This window comes from Curvibacter sp. PAE-UM, assembly GCF_001432305.1.
Lineage (GTDB): Bacteria > Pseudomonadota > Gammaproteobacteria > Burkholderiales > Burkholderiaceae_C > Hylemonella.
Genome location: NZ_KQ483358.1, coordinates 2,472,626 through 2,492,295 on the forward strand (window position 1 = coordinate 2,472,626; position 19,670 = coordinate 2,492,295).

22 protein-coding genes are annotated in these 19,670 nt (G+C 64.2%); 3 read left to right on the forward strand and 19 right to left on the reverse strand.

All coding sequences use genetic code 11. The annotated features are described in order from the left end of the window. Nucleotides 1–14 precede the first annotated feature (14 nt). Complete coding sequence (locus tag AO057_RS11970) at nt 15–356, reverse strand: hypothetical protein (RefSeq protein WP_057676169.1); 342 nt, start codon at nt 354–356, stop codon at nt 15–17. Nucleotides 357–610: 254 nt separating this feature from the next. On the opposite strand from AO057_RS11970, the gene AO057_RS11975 reads away from it, so the two are divergent. Next, complete coding sequence (locus AO057_RS11975) at nt 611–1,525, forward strand: adenylate/guanylate cyclase domain-containing protein (protein WP_057676170.1); 915 nt, start codon at nt 611–613, stop codon at nt 1,523–1,525. 131 nt (nt 1,526–1,656) lie between these two features. On the opposite strand, the gene AO057_RS11980 is transcribed toward AO057_RS11975, so the two are convergent. The 15 genes from AO057_RS11980 to mltG all read right to left on the reverse strand — a co-directional run bounded on the left by AO057_RS11980 (nt 1,657) and on the right by mltG (nt 15,485). Next, complete coding sequence (locus tag AO057_RS11980) at nt 1,657–2,400, reverse strand: 2-phosphosulfolactate phosphatase (protein ID WP_205630021.1); 744 nt, start codon at nt 2,398–2,400, stop codon at nt 1,657–1,659. 30 nt (nt 2,401–2,430) lie between these two features. Continuing rightward, nucleotides 2,431–3,342 (reverse strand): phosphosulfolactate synthase, encoded by a 912-nt coding sequence (locus AO057_RS11985; protein WP_082605538.1) that lies wholly within the window; start codon nt 3,340–3,342, stop codon nt 2,431–2,433. A 10-nt stretch (nt 3,343–3,352) separates the two neighbouring features. Then, the gene (locus AO057_RS11990) at nt 3,353–3,874 is read right to left on the reverse strand and encodes a chemotaxis protein CheW (RefSeq protein ID WP_057676171.1); all 522 of its coding nucleotides are present in this window, start codon (nt 3,872–3,874) and stop codon (nt 3,353–3,355) included. A 3-nt stretch (nt 3,875–3,877) separates the two neighbouring features. Next, nucleotides 3,878–4,348, reverse strand: coding sequence for a hypothetical protein (locus tag AO057_RS11995; protein WP_057676172.1), 471 nt, complete (start codon nt 4,346–4,348; stop codon nt 3,878–3,880). A gap of 22 nt (nt 4,349–4,370) precedes the next feature. After that, nucleotides 4,371–7,235 (reverse strand): hybrid sensor histidine kinase/response regulator, encoded by a 2,865-nt coding sequence (locus tag AO057_RS12000; protein ID WP_057676173.1) that lies wholly within the window; start codon nt 7,233–7,235, stop codon nt 4,371–4,373. A 39-nt stretch (nt 7,236–7,274) separates the two neighbouring features. Beyond that, on the reverse strand, nt 7,275–9,068 hold the full coding sequence (locus AO057_RS12005; RefSeq protein ID WP_057676174.1) for a HAMP domain-containing methyl-accepting chemotaxis protein: 1,794 nt from the start codon (nt 9,066–9,068) through the stop codon (nt 7,275–7,277). Between the two features lie 48 nt (nt 9,069–9,116). Beyond that, nucleotides 9,117–9,716, reverse strand: coding sequence for a chemotaxis protein CheW (locus tag AO057_RS12010; RefSeq protein WP_168163369.1), 600 nt, complete (start codon nt 9,714–9,716; stop codon nt 9,117–9,119). Nucleotides 9,717–9,739: 23 nt separating this feature from the next. Then, a complete protein-coding gene (locus AO057_RS12015) occupies nt 9,740–10,093 on the reverse strand; it encodes a response regulator (RefSeq protein WP_057676176.1) in 354 nt (117 codons plus the stop codon). Nucleotides 10,094–10,138: 45 nt separating this feature from the next. After that, the gene (locus AO057_RS12020; protein WP_057676177.1) at nt 10,139–10,501 is read right to left on the reverse strand and encodes a response regulator; all 363 of its coding nucleotides are present in this window, start codon (nt 10,499–10,501) and stop codon (nt 10,139–10,141) included. A gap of 25 nt (nt 10,502–10,526) precedes the next feature. Continuing rightward, complete coding sequence (locus AO057_RS12025) at nt 10,527–11,330, reverse strand: response regulator (RefSeq protein ID WP_057676178.1); 804 nt, start codon at nt 11,328–11,330, stop codon at nt 10,527–10,529. A gap of 290 nt (nt 11,331–11,620) precedes the next feature. After that, nucleotides 11,621–12,430 carry a TatD family hydrolase gene (locus AO057_RS12030; protein WP_057676179.1) on the reverse strand — a complete coding sequence of 270 codons (810 nt, stop codon included), beginning with the start codon at nt 12,428–12,430 and terminating at the stop codon, nt 11,621–11,623. Between the two features lie 52 nt (nt 12,431–12,482). Further along, nucleotides 12,483–12,848: a PilZ domain-containing protein gene (locus AO057_RS12035; protein ID WP_057676180.1), complete on the reverse strand. Its 366-nt coding sequence runs from the start codon at nt 12,846–12,848 to the stop codon at nt 12,483–12,485. 22 nt (nt 12,849–12,870) lie between these two features. Further along, on the reverse strand, nt 12,871–13,866 hold the full coding sequence (locus AO057_RS12040) for a DNA polymerase (protein ID WP_057676181.1): 996 nt from the start codon (nt 13,864–13,866) through the stop codon (nt 12,871–12,873). Next, on the reverse strand, nt 13,863–14,498 hold the full coding sequence (gene tmk, locus AO057_RS12045) for a dTMP kinase (RefSeq protein ID WP_057676182.1): 636 nt from the start codon (nt 14,496–14,498) through the stop codon (nt 13,863–13,865). Before tmk ends, AO057_RS12040 begins: the two co-directional genes overlap by 4 nt. After that, the gene (gene mltG, locus AO057_RS12050; RefSeq protein WP_057676183.1) at nt 14,499–15,485 is read right to left on the reverse strand and encodes an endolytic transglycosylase MltG; all 987 of its coding nucleotides are present in this window, start codon (nt 15,483–15,485) and stop codon (nt 14,499–14,501) included. 47 nt (nt 15,486–15,532) lie between these two features. Here mltG and AO057_RS12055 point away from each other — a divergent pair, with 47 nt between their 5' ends. Then, nucleotides 15,533–16,447: a CAF17-like 4Fe-4S cluster assembly/insertion protein YgfZ gene (locus AO057_RS12055; RefSeq protein WP_057676184.1), complete on the forward strand. Its 915-nt coding sequence runs from the start codon at nt 15,533–15,535 to the stop codon at nt 16,445–16,447. A gap of 2 nt (nt 16,448–16,449) precedes the next feature. On the opposite strand, the gene AO057_RS12060 is transcribed toward AO057_RS12055, so the two are convergent. Then, nucleotides 16,450–17,325: a YbgC/FadM family acyl-CoA thioesterase gene (locus AO057_RS12060; RefSeq protein WP_057676185.1), complete on the reverse strand. Its 876-nt coding sequence runs from the start codon at nt 17,323–17,325 to the stop codon at nt 16,450–16,452. Continuing rightward, nucleotides 17,322–18,281: an alpha/beta hydrolase gene (locus AO057_RS12065; protein ID WP_057676186.1), complete on the reverse strand. Its 960-nt coding sequence runs from the start codon at nt 18,279–18,281 to the stop codon at nt 17,322–17,324. Before AO057_RS12065 ends, AO057_RS12060 begins: the two co-directional genes overlap by 4 nt. 69 nt (nt 18,282–18,350) lie before the next feature. Between AO057_RS12065 and AO057_RS12070 the strand changes: the two genes are divergently transcribed. Continuing rightward, nucleotides 18,351–19,487 carry an iron-containing alcohol dehydrogenase gene (locus AO057_RS12070; RefSeq protein ID WP_057676187.1) on the forward strand — a complete coding sequence of 379 codons (1,137 nt, stop codon included), beginning with the start codon at nt 18,351–18,353 and terminating at the stop codon, nt 19,485–19,487. A 20-nt stretch (nt 19,488–19,507) separates the two neighbouring features. Here AO057_RS12070 and AO057_RS17535 read toward each other — a convergent pair whose 3' ends face one another. Next, entirely contained in the window at nt 19,508–19,669 is a 162-nt protein-coding gene (locus tag AO057_RS17535) for a DUF3012 domain-containing protein (RefSeq protein WP_082605540.1), read from the reverse strand. Nucleotide 19,670: the final 1 nt, after the last annotated feature.

Sequence of the window (19,670 nt, forward strand, 5' to 3'; positions counted from 1 at the left end):
ACCGGGCGCCCAGTTCAGCGGCTCAGGCTACCTGGACGCGAAATCATGCCCCGGGGCAGCAAGCCTTCGAACATGCCGGTGATCAGGCGGATTTTCTGGTTGGCCACGCCTTCCCCCTGCAGGGAGGAAATGGCCACCATGATGTCGGCGCGAAGGTACCAAAGGCCGTGCAGATCCGGCGCAAACAGCACACGCCGCTCAATGTGCGGGTAGCTGCTGCAACCCTCGTCACCCAGAGAGTCGAGCATCGCCTGGCGGATGTCCTCAATGCGGACCGTGGCGTGAGCTTCCTCCGCCAAGGGGCGGCCCAGCAGTCCCTGCATGCTGCTGATGAATTGGCTGGCCAATTTGTTCATATGTTCTTGTATGTATTGATCGACAGACTCAACGACTTCCGCAGGGTAATTTCACTGCGGGTTTCCCACAACCGATTTATGCTCTGAATGTCATCGTAAAACAACATACAAATCAATAATTTACCCAAGATACATCAAGCAACACCGGAGGGCTGTATGCTTGTCCAGCCACTTGGACCGAGGGTTGAGCCGCGGTATCCAAGCGTTCGGGGATGCCCTAAACTGTCTACAGAAGAAATCAATCAAGTTCGCGCATGGGTGTCAACACCACCGTCGTTTTCACTGATCTGGCCGGCAGCACCTCCGTTTTCGAGTCACTAGGCAATATCAGGGCCACCCGAGCCGTCACGCAGTTGACGCGCTGGATTTGTGAGGTCCTGCAAGCCCAGGGCGGGCAGGTCATCAAGACACTCGGCGATGGCGTCCTGACCGTGTTCCAGGACGCCACCGTGGCGGTCAATGCCGTCGTGGATCTGCAGCGCCAGCACCAGATGAACCTCCTGCAGCAGCCCTTGGCCGAGCACCTGCCGATACGCGTTGGGGTGGCGACCGGCGAGGTGGAAATTGTGAATGGCGATTGCTACGGTGATGCCGTGAACATCGCATCCAGGCTCAGTGATCTGGCCGGCCCGCATGAAATCTGGGCGGAAAGCCCCGATCTGGACTATTCCAGCCGGGCCAACGGTATTCGCTACAGGCCTCTGGGTCCCATCAGCGTACGTGGCCGCGTCGAGCCCTGCAATGTTTACCAGGTGGAGTGGCACGAGGACCAGTCTACCGACTTCATCACCATGCAGGGAGACATCGATCCCATGAGCAAGGCCGCCAAGGCCGACGCCCTGGGGCAAGAGGTCCACCTGAGCTGGGGTGACCAGAAGCGCGTCTTTCGGGCCTTTGAGTTACCGGCGCACATCGGACGCATCCGCCATTGTGAATTTGTCGTAGCCGACCCGCGTGTGTCGCGCACGCATGCACGCCTTGAATGGCGCCATGGGCGCATCATGCTCATCGACATGAGCAGCTATGGCACCTGGATCCGTTTTGTGGGGGCTCGATCAGAACTGCTGCTGCGCAGGGAAGAGTGCGTCTTGCACGGTCGAGGCCAGATTGCTCTGGGCGCATCTTTTACAGATGCCAGTGCACCCACGCTAGGTTTTGAGGTGACCTGAAGCTGTTTTTTGGAATGCCTTTATTACTTAACATAATATACATCGTATAAAGTTAAAGAAATTCCATCAAACGACAATAAATTGAACAAAGTCTTTAAATATCAATTAACTCTGAGAAAAACCTAAAGTAATTAATGAGATTGAGTTTGAGCTGAAACCACCCTGCGGATGGACGGCACCTTGGACATGCGATCGACTTCCATGACGAATCCGGACGGGATGGCACGGACACAGAAATCGAGATCCCTGGGCTCGAATTCGCCGGCCGGCACGGCCAGAAATTTCGCGGCCGGCCTGGAGCGCAGGATGCGTTCCACCACATCGTCCGGGTGCAGCTGGCGCAGGCCCAGGATCTGGTCCCGGATGTATTCGGCACAGGCCAGATCGTCGTCGTCCTGGGGGTGCGACGCGATCACATTGACGGTCCGCAGCCCATTCCTGGCCAACAGATCGCGTACGTGCCCGGCGGTATCCATGGCATTGGAGTAGCCGGTGACAAAAACATGGCGGGCCGCCAGCGCCGCCAAGGTGGCCTTGACCCCGTTGGTGGTCTTCTGAACCAGGGTGCGGCCCGCCAATTCGGCTTGGGCCACGCGGTACGGCGAATTGTCGAGATCAAAGCCGGGAATGCCGAGGCCCTTGATTTCTCCAGCCAGCAGCAAGGAAGGCTCACGCGCCTTCAGGCTCATGGCCTCATCGACGGTGTTGACCAGAAGGATTTCCAGAACACCACGCAGAAAGGCGACGTGCGCCACCGTGAACGCGCGAATGACATCAATGACGATATTGATGTCGGCGTCGGGATAAGGCTGATCGGTCCCTCGCAGGATCCGGATATCAGGTGCCGGGCCGCTCATCTCGCCACGCCGGTGCATCAGGCCTTCCGATCAAGACGACGCCCTGTATTACTTGAGCCTCACCATGCCGGGGATCAAAGTGGCCGGCTGAGGCCACTCGTTCTTTCCCGCACCTTCGAGTTTGCGGCGCCGCTCCACGCCCGTACTGAAGCGGCTCGGTTTGGCCTCGGGTTCGACGAAGCGCCCGTCCGGCCCGTCGTAGAGGGAAAAGGTGTCGGACCGGATGCCCAGCCGCAAGGTTTCCAGGCCGATCACGTCGCCAAAGGCAATATTGCCCAGATTGACGTTGGGGCCGAGCGCAGCGATCAGTTTGGTCTGCAAGGCCTTGGTCGGCGCCTCCCAGATGGCATCGGAAGAGTTGAACTGGGCATTGCTGATGCTCTCTACCAGGTCGGAGCGCAGACGGCCCTGGGCATCGCAGATGCCGCTCTTTCCAGATTCCCGAGCTTCCAGGATGACCCGCTTCGCTCCGGCGGCCAGATCGGCGTGGATTTCGGCAATCCATTGGGAGATCGGCATGTTGTCGGCCTCGTCGATGTCCTTCTTTCCAACCTCGCTCAGGACGTAGAACTCCTCGGCGAAATCGGCGATGTGCTTGCCCTTTTCCTCGATGGAAAGCGGCAAGGTACCGTTGGAGATTTCGACGATCTGGCAGTTGTAATGCTTGAGGAAACGGTAGAACGCGTCCAGTTTCTTCTGGGCCAGCGCCTTTTCGAACAGGGTGCCGCCGAAATAGAACATCACGTCGTTGTCGATCAGGCACTGGATCTTCTTTTCCAGTTCACTGGTGACCATGGCCGTGCACCAGCCGAACTTGACGACATCGATCAAGGCAGCGTCGCTCTCCACCACATCCGTGAAGTAACGGGTCGGGACGCCGTTGTCGATCAAGGCGGTGAGCCCAAAATCCCGAGGCTTGGAGATGCGCTTGGGTGTATCCAGAAAGTTTTGCGACAGCATACGACCTCTTTCAAGGGGTGGCGGGGGAAACCGGACTCGTGAAAATGCGTGAAGGTTCAAGCACGGGAATCACCCTTCCCTGGTGCAAAAAACACGAGATGGCGATGCCGTCCCAGAACGCCTGGCCAACCGGCAGCGGGCACTGGTTGCTGTCGACCACCTCGACCATGCGGATGAGGAAGGGGGCACAGAATGCTCCATAGTCGATGGCTACACCGGGCGCCACCTGATAGGCCACCATGAGCACATGGCTGAAGGGCGGAGAAGCCGACGAATCCATGCCCCCCAGGTAGGCCTGGAGGTCGATCAGTGGCAGTTGCCTGCCCTGCCAGGCCACCAGGCCCCGGCAGAAATGCGCCATGCCGGGCACCGGCACAAGCCGGGGCGACTCGACCAGTTCGACGCCAGCATGAACCGGCAGCGCGATGAACGAGTCCGCGGCGTATTCCAGTACACAGGCCAAGGCCGGGGTTTCACGCCCTGCTTCAGCGGGGAGCGCATCGTCAACCAGAACGGGCAGTTGCATGTCCATGGTTCAGTCCGGATGCCTCAGCGTCTCGGGGAGCATGCGCTGCGCCGTCGTGCAAAAAGCAAGCTCCCTGTCGATCTCGACGTAGGCGTCGATCAACTCCACCTTGCCTTGCATGACGGCTGGCATGGCATGAAACTCGAGCTCCGTATCGATCAGGACGCGGACTTCGGTCCAGGCCAATGCGGCGCCCTGGCGGGAGCCCGTGAAACGGGTCAGAAGGAAGCGATCCGGCGGAAACATGTCCAGCAAATCCATCTGCGCCGACAGCGCCAGCACCGCCTGCGTCCCGCCCGGCTGGTTCCCCAGCACGAAAACGCCCGGCTCGGCGGTCGCGACAGGTGTCTGATCGATGTATTCGGTCGACGACACGTCGCGCTGAGGGATCAACAGGCGCAGCGAATCGGCACGCAACAGCACGAAGTCGCCGCGCATCTTCATGGTCCGGGCCTGGCCCGTGCGGCTCGGATCGCTCATGTTTTGCGGCTCCCCGGTTCCTTCATGCCACCAGCGCCTCGCGTATGGTCTGCAGAAGCTCGCCCTCGTTGTAGGGCTTGGTGATGTAGTTGCTGACGCCAGCCTGTTCGGCCAGCCGACGGTGCTTGTCCTGGGAGCGCGAGGTGATCATGATCACCGGCACCGCCTTGAGATCGTCGCGGTTGCGGATATGGGTGGTGAGCTCGATGCCGTTCATATTGGGCATTTCGAGGTCGGTCAGCACGATGTCCGCATTGAAGGACCCCAGGGTGTCGATGGCGTCGATGCCGTCGCGCGCCGACTGCACCCGGAATCCGGCGTCCTGGACCAATTGCATCAGGGAGGTGCGGACTGACAAGGCATCGTCGACGATCAGCACGCCCGGCGAGTCTTTCTGCGCCGCCGCCGTGGTACCGGACGAGCGCAGGCTCTTCACCTGACGTTGGACGCTTTCGCTGCCAAGCAGCTGGCTCGTGTCCAGGTTCACGGCCACGCTGCCATCCCCCAGGATCGACAGTCCGGCCACGCCGCGAATGTGGCGCGCAAACCGGCCCGGGTTCTTCACCAGCAACTCGCGCGAATCGATCAGGCGATCAACGCCCAGGACATGGGTCTTGTTGTCCGCCCGGATGATCACGGCATCGTAGTCATCCAGCGGTTTTTCGCTGTCCATGGCCAGCCCGGTCAGCTCGGCCAGCAGCCGGCCGCCCAGTACCCGTTTGCCGTGGTGGTAGACCAGCTTGTCGCCAGCGCGTTCGAACCGCCCGACTCCCCTCGGGACGGCCTGTTCGATATGCAGCGAAGGCAGCGCAAAGCGCTGGCCGCCGACTTCCACCACCAGCGATTGCATGGTCGACAGCGAGGCGGCGAAGCGCAGTTCGAAGGTACAGCCCTGCCCTTCCCGCGTGCTGATGCGGATGGTGCCATTCATGGCGCTGATCCAGTCCCGCACCACGTCCAGGCCCACGCCGCGCCCCGACACTTCGTTCACGGCATCACGCGTCGAAAAGCCGGGCAGCAGGATGAGGCGAGCCAGCTCGTCGTCCGTCAAGACCTGGTCCGGGTTGATGAGCCCCCTTTCCATGCCGCGCCGGCGGATGGCGGCCAGATCCAGCCCGAGGCCATCGTCGCTGCACTGGAGCACCACCTGCTGGCCCTGGCGCGAATACGCCAGTTCGATGCGACCCACAGGCTCCTTGCCGGCAACCCTGCGCTCCTCGGGCGATTCGATGCCGTGATCGACCGCATTGCGCAACAGATGCAGCAGCGGCTCCGCCAGGCGATTGAGCATGTCCCCGTCGATCAGTGCCTCGCTGCCCTTGATGGTCAGCGCCGCCAGTTTGCCGGTGGCCTGGCAGGTGGCACGCACATTGCGCTGCAGACGCGGCTCCAGTATGCCGGCCGGGCTCATCCGTGTGCGGATGACCAAGTGCTGCAGGTCTTTCGACAGGCGCTGTTGCAGCGACTGCACCCCCGTCAACTGGGAAATGTCTTCTTCGAGCCGGAAGGCGAGCGTGCGGGCATCGGCGGATTCTTCCATCAGTGCATGGGTCGTGCTGTGCAGTTCGCTGTACTGGTCCATCTCCAGCGGATCAAAAGCCTCTTCATTCTCACGGCGCGTACGGGCGCGCATCATGGTCAGGGCACGCACATCGACCAGGGTCTCCAGTTCGAACAGGCGCTTCTGCACCCGCAGATTCTGGTTGATCAGATCGCGGGCGTGCTCGGTCAGGCGCTTGATACGGGCCTCCAGCGCGGCGCTGTTGACCGAGACTTCGCCCGAGACGCGGAACAGTTCATCAACCTGCTGGACGCTGACACGCAGCGCCGTGGCGTTGCGCGCCGCAGACGAGGTGCCTTCATGCGCTTGTGCGACCGCCTGCAGGGATTGCGGCGCGTTGCTGCGGGCGGAGACCTGTGACGGCGCCGTGCTGGCCAGCGCAACGGAGGTGGAGCGTGACAGCGCCTGGTCGATCACTTCGCCGCGGTCGATGCGATTGGCCAGGTCCAGGACTCTCTGCAACACTTCCTGCGCCTGTTGAGGGTAATCGTCCGTGCCAGTGACATAGCCGACCATCTGCTCAAGGCAGTAAGCGGCGTCCAGCAGGGTATCCGCGGCGGGCCTGGCAACGACCCCGCCCTGGCTTTCGAAGTGATCCAGGATGTCCTCGAAATGGTGTCCCAGCGACGCGAGGCCGCGCAGGCCGATGATGGCGCCGGACCCCTTGAGGGTGTGCGCCATGCGCCGCGCGGCGATCAGATCCGAACTGTCGCCCTCCCCCTGTGCCATGTTGCGCGACAGGTCCACCAGATAGCGTGCCTGGTCGGGCGCCTCGTGGAAAAAGCCCTCCAGCAGCTTGGAATCCACATCGGCCGGAATCTGCAGTGCCACGTCTTCCGGTGTGGCCAGCACCGCGCGTGCCGGCTGGCCATCTCCGCCCGGCTGTTGCACCTGCAGCGGCATGGCGCCCAGCATGTGCATGATCTTCAGCGCCCGCTCTTCGTCCAGCGCATAGGGCGCATGCACCAGATGGTCGACCAGGCCCGCAGCCGTGGTCGGATCGGAGATGTTGCGCAGGTAGTAGATGATCAGCGGCGGCCACGCGCGCAGAAACCTGATCAGGTCCCCGCGTTCATGGTTTTGCAAGCCCGGCAGTGCCAGCGTGTTCTCGAGCACATGGTTGCAGACAGCCTGCAGACCGGGGAAACCTGCCATTTCGGCAGCCTCCCCCATCCGCTGCGCCAGGCTGCTGTATTCATCCAGCGCCACCAGAAAGGCCTGCTCGGCGGCATCCAGAGATGCCAGTTCGTCCAGGTCGCGGTCGAGCTGCGGCTGGGCGAGCTCGATCTCGGCGGCCAATGCATCGATCAGGTCGTTCAGCTTCACGGGCGTAGCCTCCTCGGGAAAACAATGCTGACGTCGGTCTCAGGCCATCTTCGGCAGCTTGAACACGTTGACCGATTCCACCAGCCGGCGCGCTGATTGCAGCAGCGACTCGGTTTCGCGGTTCTGGGCCGAGATCTGGTCTGCCGTGCGCTCCGTGCTCAGGCCGATGTGCTGCACCGAGGCCAGCAGGTTGGCCGACATCTCGCGCTGCTGCTCGGACATCTCGGCAATCCGCTTCACCTGGGCCACCAGTTCTCCGGTGATCTGCTGGGTCATGCGCATCTGCTCCCCTGCCTTTTGCGCCTGTTCGGAGCCCTGTACCACCTGGCCGATGGTGCGGTTCACCGTGCTGATGGTTTCATTGGTTTCGAGCTGGATGTTGTTCACCAGCGTGCTGATCTGCTGGGTGGCCGTCCGCGAGCTTTCGGCCAGTCGCTGCACTTCTTCCGCCACCACCGCAAAACCGCGCCCCGCTTCTCCGGCCACCGCGGCCTGCATGGACGCGTTCAGCGCCAGCACGTGGGTGCGTTCCGAGATGGTGTTGATCAGGTTCACGATGCCTGAAATTTCCTGAGAACGCTCGCCCAGGCGCTTGATGCGCTTCTCCGTCTCGGCGATCGTTTCGCGGATCGACTCCATGCCCTTGACCGTGCCGTTCACCGTTTCCAGCGCGGTATTCGTCACGGCCGTGGCCTTGCTGGCCGATGCATTGGACTGCTCCGCCAACTCCGCCACCTGGTTCATGGTCTGCGTTGCGTTGGTGAGAGATTCGATCATCTTGCCCACGCTGGTGCGCTCGTCCGCGGCCGTCTTGGACACCATCTCGGCCTGGGTGCGCACCTTGTCCGAGGCCTGGGCCACGTGGCCGGCGATCTGGCTCACGCCCTGCAGCACCTTGGAGGTCTCGGCCGTCAGGGAGTTGATGGAGTCGGACACGGTGCCGATCACGTCCTCGGTGACGGGCGCCTTCACGGTCAGGTCACGCTGCGACAGTTGATGCACCGATTCCAGGATCGAGATGACCGACTGGTTCAGACGGTCGTTTTCCGTCTCGGCCTTGAGCTGGGCATCTCGGCGTTCCTTCAGAAGACCGTGCACCGTGCGCCAGATGGCACCCAGTTCGTCCTGCGACTTGACGCCCTCGGCTTCCTTCAACTCCTCGCCTGCGCGCACACGCTCCACCGTGTTCTGCAGGTCCTGCAACGGACGGCTGATGCCGCGGTACACATACAGCGCCGTGCCGATGCCGAGCAATGCCAGCAGCAGGCCGGTCAGTCCCATCAGACGGTTGGCCGTCGCGTGGATCTGGGCAATGCTCTCTTCGTTGTTCTTCTGCGCCAGCTTGCGCAAATCCGTGATGCCCTTCACGGTGGCAATCGCCCCGGGGGTCGTCCATTTGAGGCGGATCTCCTGGACCTCATCCACCTTGCCTTCGTCGAACATGCCAAAAAGCAGCGGCTGCTTGGCCACATACTCCGCAAGAAACGCCCTCGTCTGCTTCAGCTTTTCAGCCTCTTCCTCCGTCAGGTTGGGCAGTTCCGAGTAGGCTTGCAGGCCCTGCTCGACGTCCCGGATGTGTTTCGGGTTGCTGTCCTTGATGCTCTGGCGCCGTTTCGCATCGGGACTGGTCATGTACAGCGGGAAGCCGGAACGCAGCTCCCAGACGGAGTTTTCCGCCTGCGCAATGATCGAGAACTTGGTCTCGGTCAGCGCCTGCAGACGCTGGAACGTGTTCACCTGCCAGGTGGCCACTACGGCGAACACGGCGGATAGGAGCAGCAGCAGGCTGAAGCCGGCCAGCACCTTGGTTCGGATCGTCAGGTTCAATTTCATCAAGGCTCTCCAGTCGTTGCAATCATCAAGGGGGCGGCCATGGCCCGGCTATGCGCCTGTGGCCGCCAGTTCGTCGCTCAATTTGCTCAGCAGCACCGGCACCTGCAAGTCCATCCAGGTACGCTCGGCGGCCCAGTAGGTCTGATGCACGCAGGCTTCCAGCACGGTCGGCACCGGCGCGCCCTCCGCACGGTCGCCGGGCTTGAACCGCAGACGCATGGGCAGACCATCGATGAGTACGCCCGCGGCATCCGCGCCATGCCCCAACACCAGCAGCATGGGTTTGGCGCCCTGCTGGTGCTCCAGCCCCAGATAGATCGCCAGGTCAAAGACAGGCACCAGCAGGCCGTGCAGGTTGGTTATGCCGATGAACCAGTCCGGTGCGTTCGGCAGGCGGTAGGTCGCAGGCATGTCGGACAGTTCGCTACCGTCCTCGTAACGGATCATCAGCCCGAGGTGACCAATGAAAAAGCCCTCGCGCTGCTGCAGCTCGTCGCTGGCTGCAACCCCGCCGGTGCTGGTACCGGAGGTGGCGTAGGCGGTCGCCAGTGCGGTGCCTGCCGGATCCGCTCCTTCGAACGTGAATCCGCGGCGCAACGCCTCGGTGGGCGGCATCAGCGCGCGAACCGGGGTCTGCGCATCGTTCATGGCCGGCTGCATGGTCTCGCCAGTCAAGCCAGTTGCGCCAGGATCTGCTCGCGGCTGTAGGGCTTGGTGACATAGCCCCTGGCACCCAGCATCTGGCCCCAGGCCATGTCGGCTTTCTGGTTCTTGCCCGAGACGAACACCACGGGGATATTCCTGGTCGACTCATCGGCCTTGAGCATGCGCGTGGCGGCAAACCCGTCCACTTCCGGCATGTTGATATCCATCAGGATCAGATCGGGCTGGTCGCGCCTGGCCCGCTCCAGCGCTGTGGCGCCGTTCTCTGCCAGCAGTGGCTGGTGGCCGGCCTCTGAGACGATGCGCTCGAGATGGGCGCGGTCGACCTGCGTGTCATCGACGATGAGGATTTTTCTTGTCATCTTTGCTCTCCCTTTGATCTGACGCGGATGTGCGAAGGCCGGCGCTCAATGCAGGGCACGGACCTGCGACAGCAGCTGCTCATCGCTGAACGGCTTGGTGACATAACCCTTGGCACCGAGCATCTGGCCCCAGGCCTTGTCGGCCTTCTGGTTCTTGGCCGAGACCAGGAGCACCGGGATGTCTTTCGTCTGCGCATCGCCCTGCAGCGCGCGGGTTGCGGCAAAGCCGTCCATTTCGGGCATGTTGATGTCCATCAGGATGGCATCGGGCCTGCTCCGTTTGGCGGATGCCACGGCCTGGACGCCGTCAGCGGCCGTCGCCACCATGTAGCCAGCTTCGCTGAGCAGCTTTTCAAGGCGCTGGCGGTCGACCGGGTTGTCTTCGACGATGAGGATGTTGCGGGCCATGGTGCGTACTCCTGGGATGGGGGATTCAGTTGGGCAGATGCACGGCAAGGACATCGCCGAGATGCTGGGGGTCGATGGGCTTGGTCAGGTAGGCATCACAACCGGCCATCTTTCCGCGGATGCGATCGAAAGGGGATGACTTGCTGGTGAGCATGACCACCGGCACGGCGTGGCTGCCGCGCAGCATGGACTTGATCTGGCGGCAACCTTCATAACCGTCGAGGCCGGGCATCAGCACATCCATCAGCACGCAATCCACCCGTTCATGCGACAGGATCTTGAGCGCAGACGTCACACTGTCGGCTTCACTCACGGCGAAGCCTCCCGCTTCCAGCAGGGAGCGCAGATGGTTGCGCACGGCCAGGCTGTCGTCGACCACCAGGATGGGACGATCGGAGAAGCGTCCAAGAAAAGTGCTATGGGCCGTGTCCTGCGCCGCAGCCTGCACCACGGAGGGGGCGCTCGGGCCGTTTTCCAGCGCGCGCGCCAGCAGGATGGGCAGGATGGACCATTGCACCGGCCGGCGGATGATGGTGTGACCCGCCGGCACCGGGCCGCTGCCACCGATCCAGATCACGGCCTTGTTTTCGATCCAGGGCTGCTGCCTCGCCCAGGTGACGGCCGTGCTGTCGTTGGCTCCGATCAGGACCACATCGGCCCGCACGGCCTCGTGTTCGTCCAGGATTTCAAGGCGCGGTGAGCGCCTCAGGGAAACCCGGACCAGACCGTCGAGCAGCTGGCGTTCGTCGCGTTCGAGCCCCCGGACCAGCAGCTTGAGCGCGGGGCCGGCGACCTCCTGCTTGCGTGCCGATGATGTCGCTTCAGACACCGGGGCTGAAGGGCACGGAGAAGTGCGCTCCATCCCCCCTGCGTGGATTTCACTGCTCACAGCCACCTCCCCGAGTTGACAGCCTAGACGTGACGAGCCTTTTTTCCTGTTGCCGCCGGCTCATCTGCGCAACAACATGAAAAAATCTTGCGCTACGGCTGAAGGGGGCTCAAGCAACACTACAGTTTTTTACATTTGCACGAACTTTGAAACGAAGGCCGTAACAAAACCTGCAATCTTGTTGCAAGACCGGGCGGAGTGGCCCAGGACAGGCCTGAGGTATCAGCGATTCAGCCTTGCGCTGCGTCGCGGGAGAAGGAGGAAAACAGGCGCTCGAAGTTGCGGCTGGTGATGTCGGCGATGGACTCCACCGTGCATTGCCGCAATTGCGCGATCTGCTGCGCGACGAAGGGCACGTAGGACGGGTTGTTGGTTTTCCCGCGGTGCGGCACCGGCGCCAGATAGGGACTGTCGGTCTCGATGAGCATGCGATCCATGGGCACGAAGCTGGCCACATCACGCAGGTCGGCGGCATTCTTGAAGGTCAGAATGCCCGAGAACGAGATGTAGAAACCGAGGTCCAGCGCCGCACGTGCCACGGCCATGGTTTCCGTGAAGCAGTGGAACACCCCGCCGGCCGCGCCGGGCGAGCCATCTTCGCCCTCCTCGCGCAGGATGGCCAGGGTATCGTCCGAGGCACTACGGGTGTGGATGACCAGGGGTTTGCCCAGCTGGCGTGCCGCACGGATATGGATGCGAAAACGCTGGCGCTGCCATTCCATGTCGGCCACGGTGCGCTCACCGAGGCGGTAGTAGTCCAGCCCGGTCTCACCAATGCCGATGACACGCGGCAGGCGGCCGCGCTTGAGCAGGTCTTCCAGCGTGGGCTCGGTCACATCATCGTTGTCCGGGTGCACCCCGACCGTGGCCCAGAAGTTGTCGTACCCCAGGGCCAGGCCGTGCACCTGTTCGAACTCCTCCAGCGTGGTGCAGATGCACAGGGCCCGGTTCACGCCGGCCTGGGCCATGGCTTCGCGGATGCGCGGCAGATCTTCGCGCAGCTCAGGAAAGGTCAGGTGGCAATGGGAATCGGTGTACATGGCAATGAGGCCACAGCTGCCCTGCGGTGCGCGGAGGGCAGCCCGGCAGCGCTCAGATGGTCTGGGTGGTGCGGTCGGACGACAGGTGGGAGCCCAGGATCTCTTCGATCTTGTTCTTGAGCAGGCGCGATTTCTCATCCGCCGGGAAACGCACGCCCACGCCCTGGGTGCGCGTGCCGGCCGCCTTGGCGGGCGTGACCCAGGCCACCTTGCCGGCGACCGGATAGCGCTGGTTGTCGTCCGGCAGGGACATCAGCACGTAGACATCATCGCCCAGGCGGTATTCGCGCGTGGTCGGGATGAACACGCCGCCCTCAGCGAACAAGGGAATGTAGGCGGCATAGAGCGCAGCCTTCTCCTTGATGGCCAGCTGGATGACGCTGGGGCGGGGTGTGCTGGTGGTGGGGGCTGTGGACATGGTGCGGGGCGATGCGAAGCTGCTAGTTTAGAGCGGTTTGGGCACGACTCACAAGCGCTTCGATCATCAGGCCGGTGTTGAATGGGTGTTCCGCGCTGCGACTCTCCTGCCCCAACTCGCGCTGCCAGGCGCTCAGCACCGGCAAGGCGGGCGGCGGCGGCAGGTCGCCAGCGTCGAAATAGCGTGGTGTTGCGCCGCTGCCCAGCGCCAGCAGGTCATGGCAAAGCTTGTGCAGCGCGTCGATCAGCTGGACCGGGCTCCAGTCGGCCACGGTGGCAAGCTCGCCGCGCTGCATGGCGCGCGGCAGGCTGCGCCAGCTCTTGGGCTCGCGCCCCGTGGCTGCAAACGCCAGGGCATCGTCGGGCCGTCCGCCCGCCGCGCGCAGCAGCGTGCGGGCATCGGCTGCAGCCAGGCCCTGCCCCTGCAACCACGTCAGGGCTTCGCTTTCGGACGGCCAGGCCATGGTGTGGGTCAGGCAGCGGCTACGGATGGTGGGCAGCAGCTGGTGCGCGGCTTCGCTGGCCAGCACGAAGCGCACGTCGCCAGGCGGCTCTTCCAGGGTCTTGAGCAGGGCGTTGGCGGTGACATGGTTCATGCGCTCGGCCGGGTAGACCAGCACGGCCTTGCCGCGCCCGCGCGCGCTGGTGCGCTGGGCGAATTCGATGGCGTTGCGCATGGCCTCGATACGGATTTCCTTGCTGGGCTTGCGTTTCTTCTCATCGATGTCGCTCTGTGATTTTTCGTCCAGGGGCCAGCCCAGTTCCAGCATGACGGTCTCGGGCATCAACACGCACAGATCAGCATGGGTGCGCACATCGATCGCATGGCACGATGGACAACTGCCGCAGGCGCCCTGCGCCGTCGGCTGCTCGCACAGCCAGGCGCGCACCAGTGCCAGGCCCAGGCTGTACTGCCCCAGGCCGGACGGCCCTTGCAGCAGCCAGGCGTGGCCGCGCTGGGCCAGCAACTGGCGACTTTGCTGAGCGAGCCAGGGTGCCAGGGTGGTTTCCTGCGTCATGCCAGCCATCCCCTTTGACGTACGGCGGCCAACACGTCCTGCCAGACCTTTTCCCGGACTTGCGCCGCGTCGATGCGGGCAAAGCGCTGCGGGTCATGGGCCAGGCGTTCCGCATAACCCTGTGCCACGCGGCGGAAGAATTCGACCGGCTGCGCTTCGAACTTGTCAGGCACGCGCGCGCCCGCCAGGCGCTGTGCCGCAATGACGGGGTCCAGGTCGAACCACACGGTCAGGTCGGGCTGACGCAGGGCCGTGGTGCCGGGTAGGGCCTGCACCCAGGCTTCCAGCACACGCAGCACGGCCAGATCGAACCCTCGCCCACCGCCCTGGTAGGCATAGGTGGCGTCGGTGAACCGGTCGCACAGCACGACGTTATCACGGACCAGGGCCGGCTCGATGAGCTGCTGCAGGTGGTCGCGGCGCGCAGCGAAGACCAGCAGGGCCTCGGTCATGGCGTCCATGGGGTCGTTGAGGACCAGGGCGCGGAGCTTTTCGGCCAGCGGCGTGCCACCGGGCTCGCGTGTGAGCGTGACATGGCGGCCTTGCGCGCGCAAGGCCTGGGCCAGGCCTTCGATGTGGGTCGACTTGCCAGCGCCGTCGATGCCTTCGAAGCTGATGAACAGGCCGGGCATTCAGCGCTGTCCCAGCTGGTATTTGCGCACGGCGCGGTTGTGTTCTTCAAGGGTGGCGCTGAACTCGCTGGTGCCGTCGCCACGCGAGACGAAATACAGGGCCCTGGTCTGCGCCGGCTGGACGGCCGCCAACAGCGCATCCTGGCCAGGCATGGCGATCGGCGTGGGCGGCAGGCCGGCACGGGTGTAGGTGTTCCAGGGGGTGTCGGTCTGCAGGTCGCGCTTGCGCAGGTTGCCGTCAAACTTGGCGCCCAGGCCATAGATGACGGTGGGATCGGTCTGCAGCCGCATGCCCATGCGCAGGCGGTTGTTGAAGACACCGGAGATCTGCCCGCGGTCCGAGGGGCGGCCGGTTTCCTTCTCGACGATGCTGGCCAGGATCAGGGCTTCGTCCGGGCTCTTGAGCGGGCTGTCGGGCGAACGCTGGGCCCAGGCGGCCGCCAGGCGCTGGTCCATCTCCTGCAGGGCGCGCCTCAGCAGGGCCAGGTCACTTGATCCCTTGGCATAGGTATAGGTGGTCGGGAAAAAGCGCCCTTCCGGGGGCACCCCCGGGCGGCCGAGTTTTTCCATGATGTCGGTGTCGCTCAAGTCCCTGATTTCGGGCTTGAGCCGATCGGCTTTTCCCAGCAACTCGCGCCACTGGGTGAAGGTCAGCCCTTCGACCAGGGTCACGTTGCGCTGGGCCACTTCGCCGCGCACCAGCTTGTTGACCAGCGTACGCGGGGTAGGCGTACCACTGATCTCATAACTGCCGGCCTTGAGCTGGCGGGCCTGCCCGGAGAGGCGTATCCACCAGTAGAACAGTTGCGGCTGCACCTGCACCCCTCCGTCCACCAGGGAGCGCACCACCGTGCGTGCGCCGGTGCCGGGCTCGATGGTCAGTTCCACGGTGTCAGCCGTGAGGCTCAGGGGCTGCTGCAGCCACCAGGCGGTGCCGGCAAACAGCAGGCTGGCCAGCAGGAAAAAAAGCGATGCAAGAAATTTCACAGCCCTAAGGAATTCATGTCTATGGCAGACGATGATAATTCACCCTCATGAACTCCATTCTGAACGGCCTGTCTTCCCTGCCCCATCTTGGGGTGATCCGCGCCGAAGGCGAAGATGCCGCCAAATTCCTGCATGGCCAGCTCACCCAGGACTTTTCCCTGCTGGGCCTGTCCGAAGCACGTCTGGCGGCCTTCTGCTCGGCCAAGGGGCGCATGCAGGCCAGCTTCATCGCTTTCAAGCGCAGCCACACCGACATCCTGCTCGTCTGCAGCCGCGACCTGCTGGCGCCCACGCTCAAGCGCCTGTCCATGTTCGTGCTGCGCTCCAAGGTGAAACTCAGCGATGCCAGTGCCGAGGTGGCCCTGTGCGGCCTGGCCGGCGAGGCTGTGCAGGCCCTGGCGCCCGGCGCGCACGCGCCCTGGAGTCGCCATGATCTGGGCGCCGCCACCCTGGTGCATCTCTACCCGGCCGATGGCACGCCCCGCGCCTTGTGGGTGGCGCCGGCCGGCACGCCGCTCCCGGCGGTTCCCGCCCTGAAACACGAGGACTGGCTCTGGGGCGAGGTGCGCAGCGGCGTGGCCACGTTGACCCAGCCCATCTTCGAGGCCTTCGTGCCGCAGATGCTCAACTACGAGTCCCTGGGCGGTGTCAATTTCAAGAAGGGTTGTTATCCCGGGCAGGAAGTGGTGGCGCGCAGCCAGTTCCGGGGCACGCTCAAGCGCCGCGGCTACCTGGCGCACAGCGCATCCGAGATGCAGGCCGGGCAGGAAGTTTTCGATGCGGCCGATGCCAGCCAGCCCTGCGGCACCGTGGCCCAGGCGGCCGCAGCTCCAGGCGGCGGCTTCGACGCCATCGTGTCGTTGCAGACGGCATCTGCCCAGGGGGCTCTGCAACTCGGCCAGCCCGGTGGCCAGCCCCTGACCCTGCTGCCCCTGCCCTACGCCCTGCTCGAAGACATCTGAGATCAGGTCAGGGACCGGACCATCTCGATGTGCGGGATGCCGGCCTCGTCGAAGGGCTGGCCGCGCGCGACAAACCCCTGCTGCGCGTAGAAGGCTTCGGCGCTGCGCTGGGCGTGCAGCATTACCTCGCGGTCACCGCGCTGCGCCGCGGCCCGCATCAGTGCCTGCAGGATATCGCGGCCCAGGCCGCCGCCACGCAGCACCCGCGTGACGGCCATGCGGCCGATGCGTGCCACGCCCGGGGCGTGTTGCAGCAGCCGGCCCGTCGCCACCGGCATGCCCAGGCGATTGATGGCCACCGCGTGCAGGGCGTCCGCGTCATCCTCGTCCCACTCCAGTTCGAGTGGAATCTGCTGTTCCTGGACAAAGACCTCTGTGCGCACGGCGCGCGCGGCTTCGCCGACCTGTTCCCAGCGGCCGAGGCGCAGGTCGAGCATGGGCTCGCCGGCCTCGAAGCCGGTCAGCGTGTCGCGCAAGGACTGCGGCACCGGCTGCGATTTCTGCGTCGCCGGATTGGCATACACGTACAGCAGTTCACCTTCCACCAGCAGCTGCTCACCGCGGAACACGCCGCCACGAAACAGCAGGGATGAATTGCCGATGCGCTCGCACTTCAGGCCGATGTCGACCTGGTCGTCGTAGCGCGCCGAGGCGTGGTACTCGACGCCGGCCTTCTTCACGTAGAGATCGCCGCCCAGCCGTTGCATGGCCGCCTCGTAAGGCAAGGCCAGCGCGCGCCAGTAGTCGCCAACGGCGGTGTCGAAGTACATCAGATAGTGCGCGTTGAAGACGATCTTCTGCATGTCCACCTCGGCCCAGCGCACGCGCAGGCGGTGGAAGAAGCGGAAGTCGGCGCGGGTGATGGAGTGTTTGGTCATGCTGTCCGGAAGGCGTGTCTCAGGGCCCGTGCGGCATCGGCGTGGGCCTGCAGGGCTTCAGGTATGGCGCGACCCATCTTGATGAACTCGTGGACCACGCCGCGGTAGATCTCCAGGTCGACGGCCACGCCGGCGGCACGCAGCTTGTCGGCGTACATCACCCCCTCATCCACCAGCGGGTCGCATTCGGCCAGGCCGATCCAGGCCGGCGCCACGCCGTCCACATCCGGCGCGTGCAATGGTGCGAAGCGCCATTCGTCGCGGTCGGCCGGGGTGTTGACGTAATGATGGAAGAAATACGTGATGTGCGGCTCCTCGATCACGAAGCCCTCGGCAAAGGTCTTGTGCGAGGGGGTGTCCTGGTGGGCGGCGCAGCCCGGGTAGAACAGCAACTGCAGGACCAGCGGCAAGCCGGCGTCACGCGCCTCGATGGCGCTCACGATGGCCAGCGTGCCGCCCGCGCTGTCTCCCCCCACGGCCAGACGGCTGCCGTCCAGGCCCAGTGCCCCGGCCTGTGCGGCCAGCCACTGCAGGGCATCCCAGGCGTCGTTGGAGGCCGTGGGGAACTTGTGCTCGGGCGCCAGCCGGTAATCCACCGAGACCACAGCGCAATGCGCCAGATGGCTCAGGTGCCGGCACAGCGCATCGTGCGTGGCCACGCTGCCGATGGTGAAGCCGCCGCCGTGGAAGTAGAGCAGCACCGGCAGTTGCTCCTGCGTGGGCGCATAGAGCCGGGCAGGCAGGGCGTGGCCGTCGTGTGCCGGGATGCTCAGGTCCTGCACGCGTGCCAGCTTGTGGCCCGGGATGTCCAGCATGCTGGAGCCCACCTCGTAGACCTGGCGCGCCTGCTGCGGGCTCAATGCATGCAGGGGCAGCTGGCGCGTGCGCGCCATGCGGTCCAGCACCTGGTGCATGGCGGGGGTCAGCAGGGCCCGCGGGTTGCGTTGGTGACTCATCGGTGGGGATTTGCTTGCTAAAGTGGCTGGATTCGGAGTTTTGATCGTACACCGCGGAGACAAAAAACCATGGCGCTTATCTACTACATCACCCAGGTCCAGTTCGATTTCGGCGCCATCAGGCTGCTGAAACAGGAGTGCGAGCGAAACGGCATCAGCCGCCCGCTGATCGTGACCGACGCTGGGGTCAAGGCGGCCGGCCTGCTGCAGAAGTCGCTCGACGCCCTGCCCGGCATGCGTGCGGCTGTGTTCGACCAGACTCCGTCCAACCCGACCGAGGCCGCCGTGCGGGCTGCCACCGCGATCTATCAGGCGCAACAGTGCGACGGCCTGATCGGGCTGGGTGGCGGCAGCGCCATCGACTGCGCCAAGGGCGTGGCGATCGCCGCCACGCACGCAGGCCCTTTGAAGACCTACGCCACCATCGAAGGCGGCTCACCGAAGATCACCTCTCAAGTGGCGCCGCTGATCGCCGTGCCCACCACGGCGGGCACCGGCAGCGAAGTCGCGCGTGGCGCCCTCATCATCGTCGACGACGGCCGCAAGCTGGGTTTCCATTCCTGGTTTCTGGTACCCAAGACCGCCATCTGCGACCCCGAGCTCACGCTGGGCCTGCCCTCGAAGCTGACGGCCGCCACCGGCATGGACGCCATCGCCCATTGCATGGAAACCTTCATGGCCCCGGCCTTCAATCCGCCGGCCGACGGCATTGCGCTGGACGGCCTGCAGCGCGCCTGGGCGCATATCGAGCGCGCCACCAAGGATGGCAGCGACCGCGAAGCGCGCCTGAACCTGATGAGCGCCTCCATGCAGGGCGCCATGGCCTTCCAGAAGGGCCTGGGCTGCGTGCATTCCCTGAGCCACAGCCTGGGCGGCGTGGACCCGCGCCTGCACCATGGCACGCTCAACGCCATGTTCCTGCCGGCGGTCATCAATTTCAACGCCGGTGCCGAGTCGATCCAGAAGGAGTCGCGCCTGCTGCGTCTGGCCCAGGCGATGAGCCTGGACTCGGCCGGTGACATCGCCTCCGCCATCCGGGACATGAACGCCCGTCTGGGCCTGGCCAGCGGCCTGCGTGAGATGGGCGTGAGCGAGAGCCAGTTCGACGCCATCATTGCTGGCGCCCTGGCCGACCATTGCCACAAGACCAACCCCCGCATCGCCAGTGCGGACGACTACCGGACCATGCTGCAGCAGGCGATGTGAGCCTGAGGACCGGGTTCTGCTTACTTGAACAGGCAGTTCTTGGCGTAGTCGGTCGCCTCGTTGGCCGTCCAGTCGCCCTTGGGCTTGGCCTGCAGTTGTTCACACCAGGCCTTGCTGCCGACTTCAGGCGAGCAGGCCGTCAGCAGCATGAAAACGGCGAGTGTGGCAATCAGCTTGTGCATG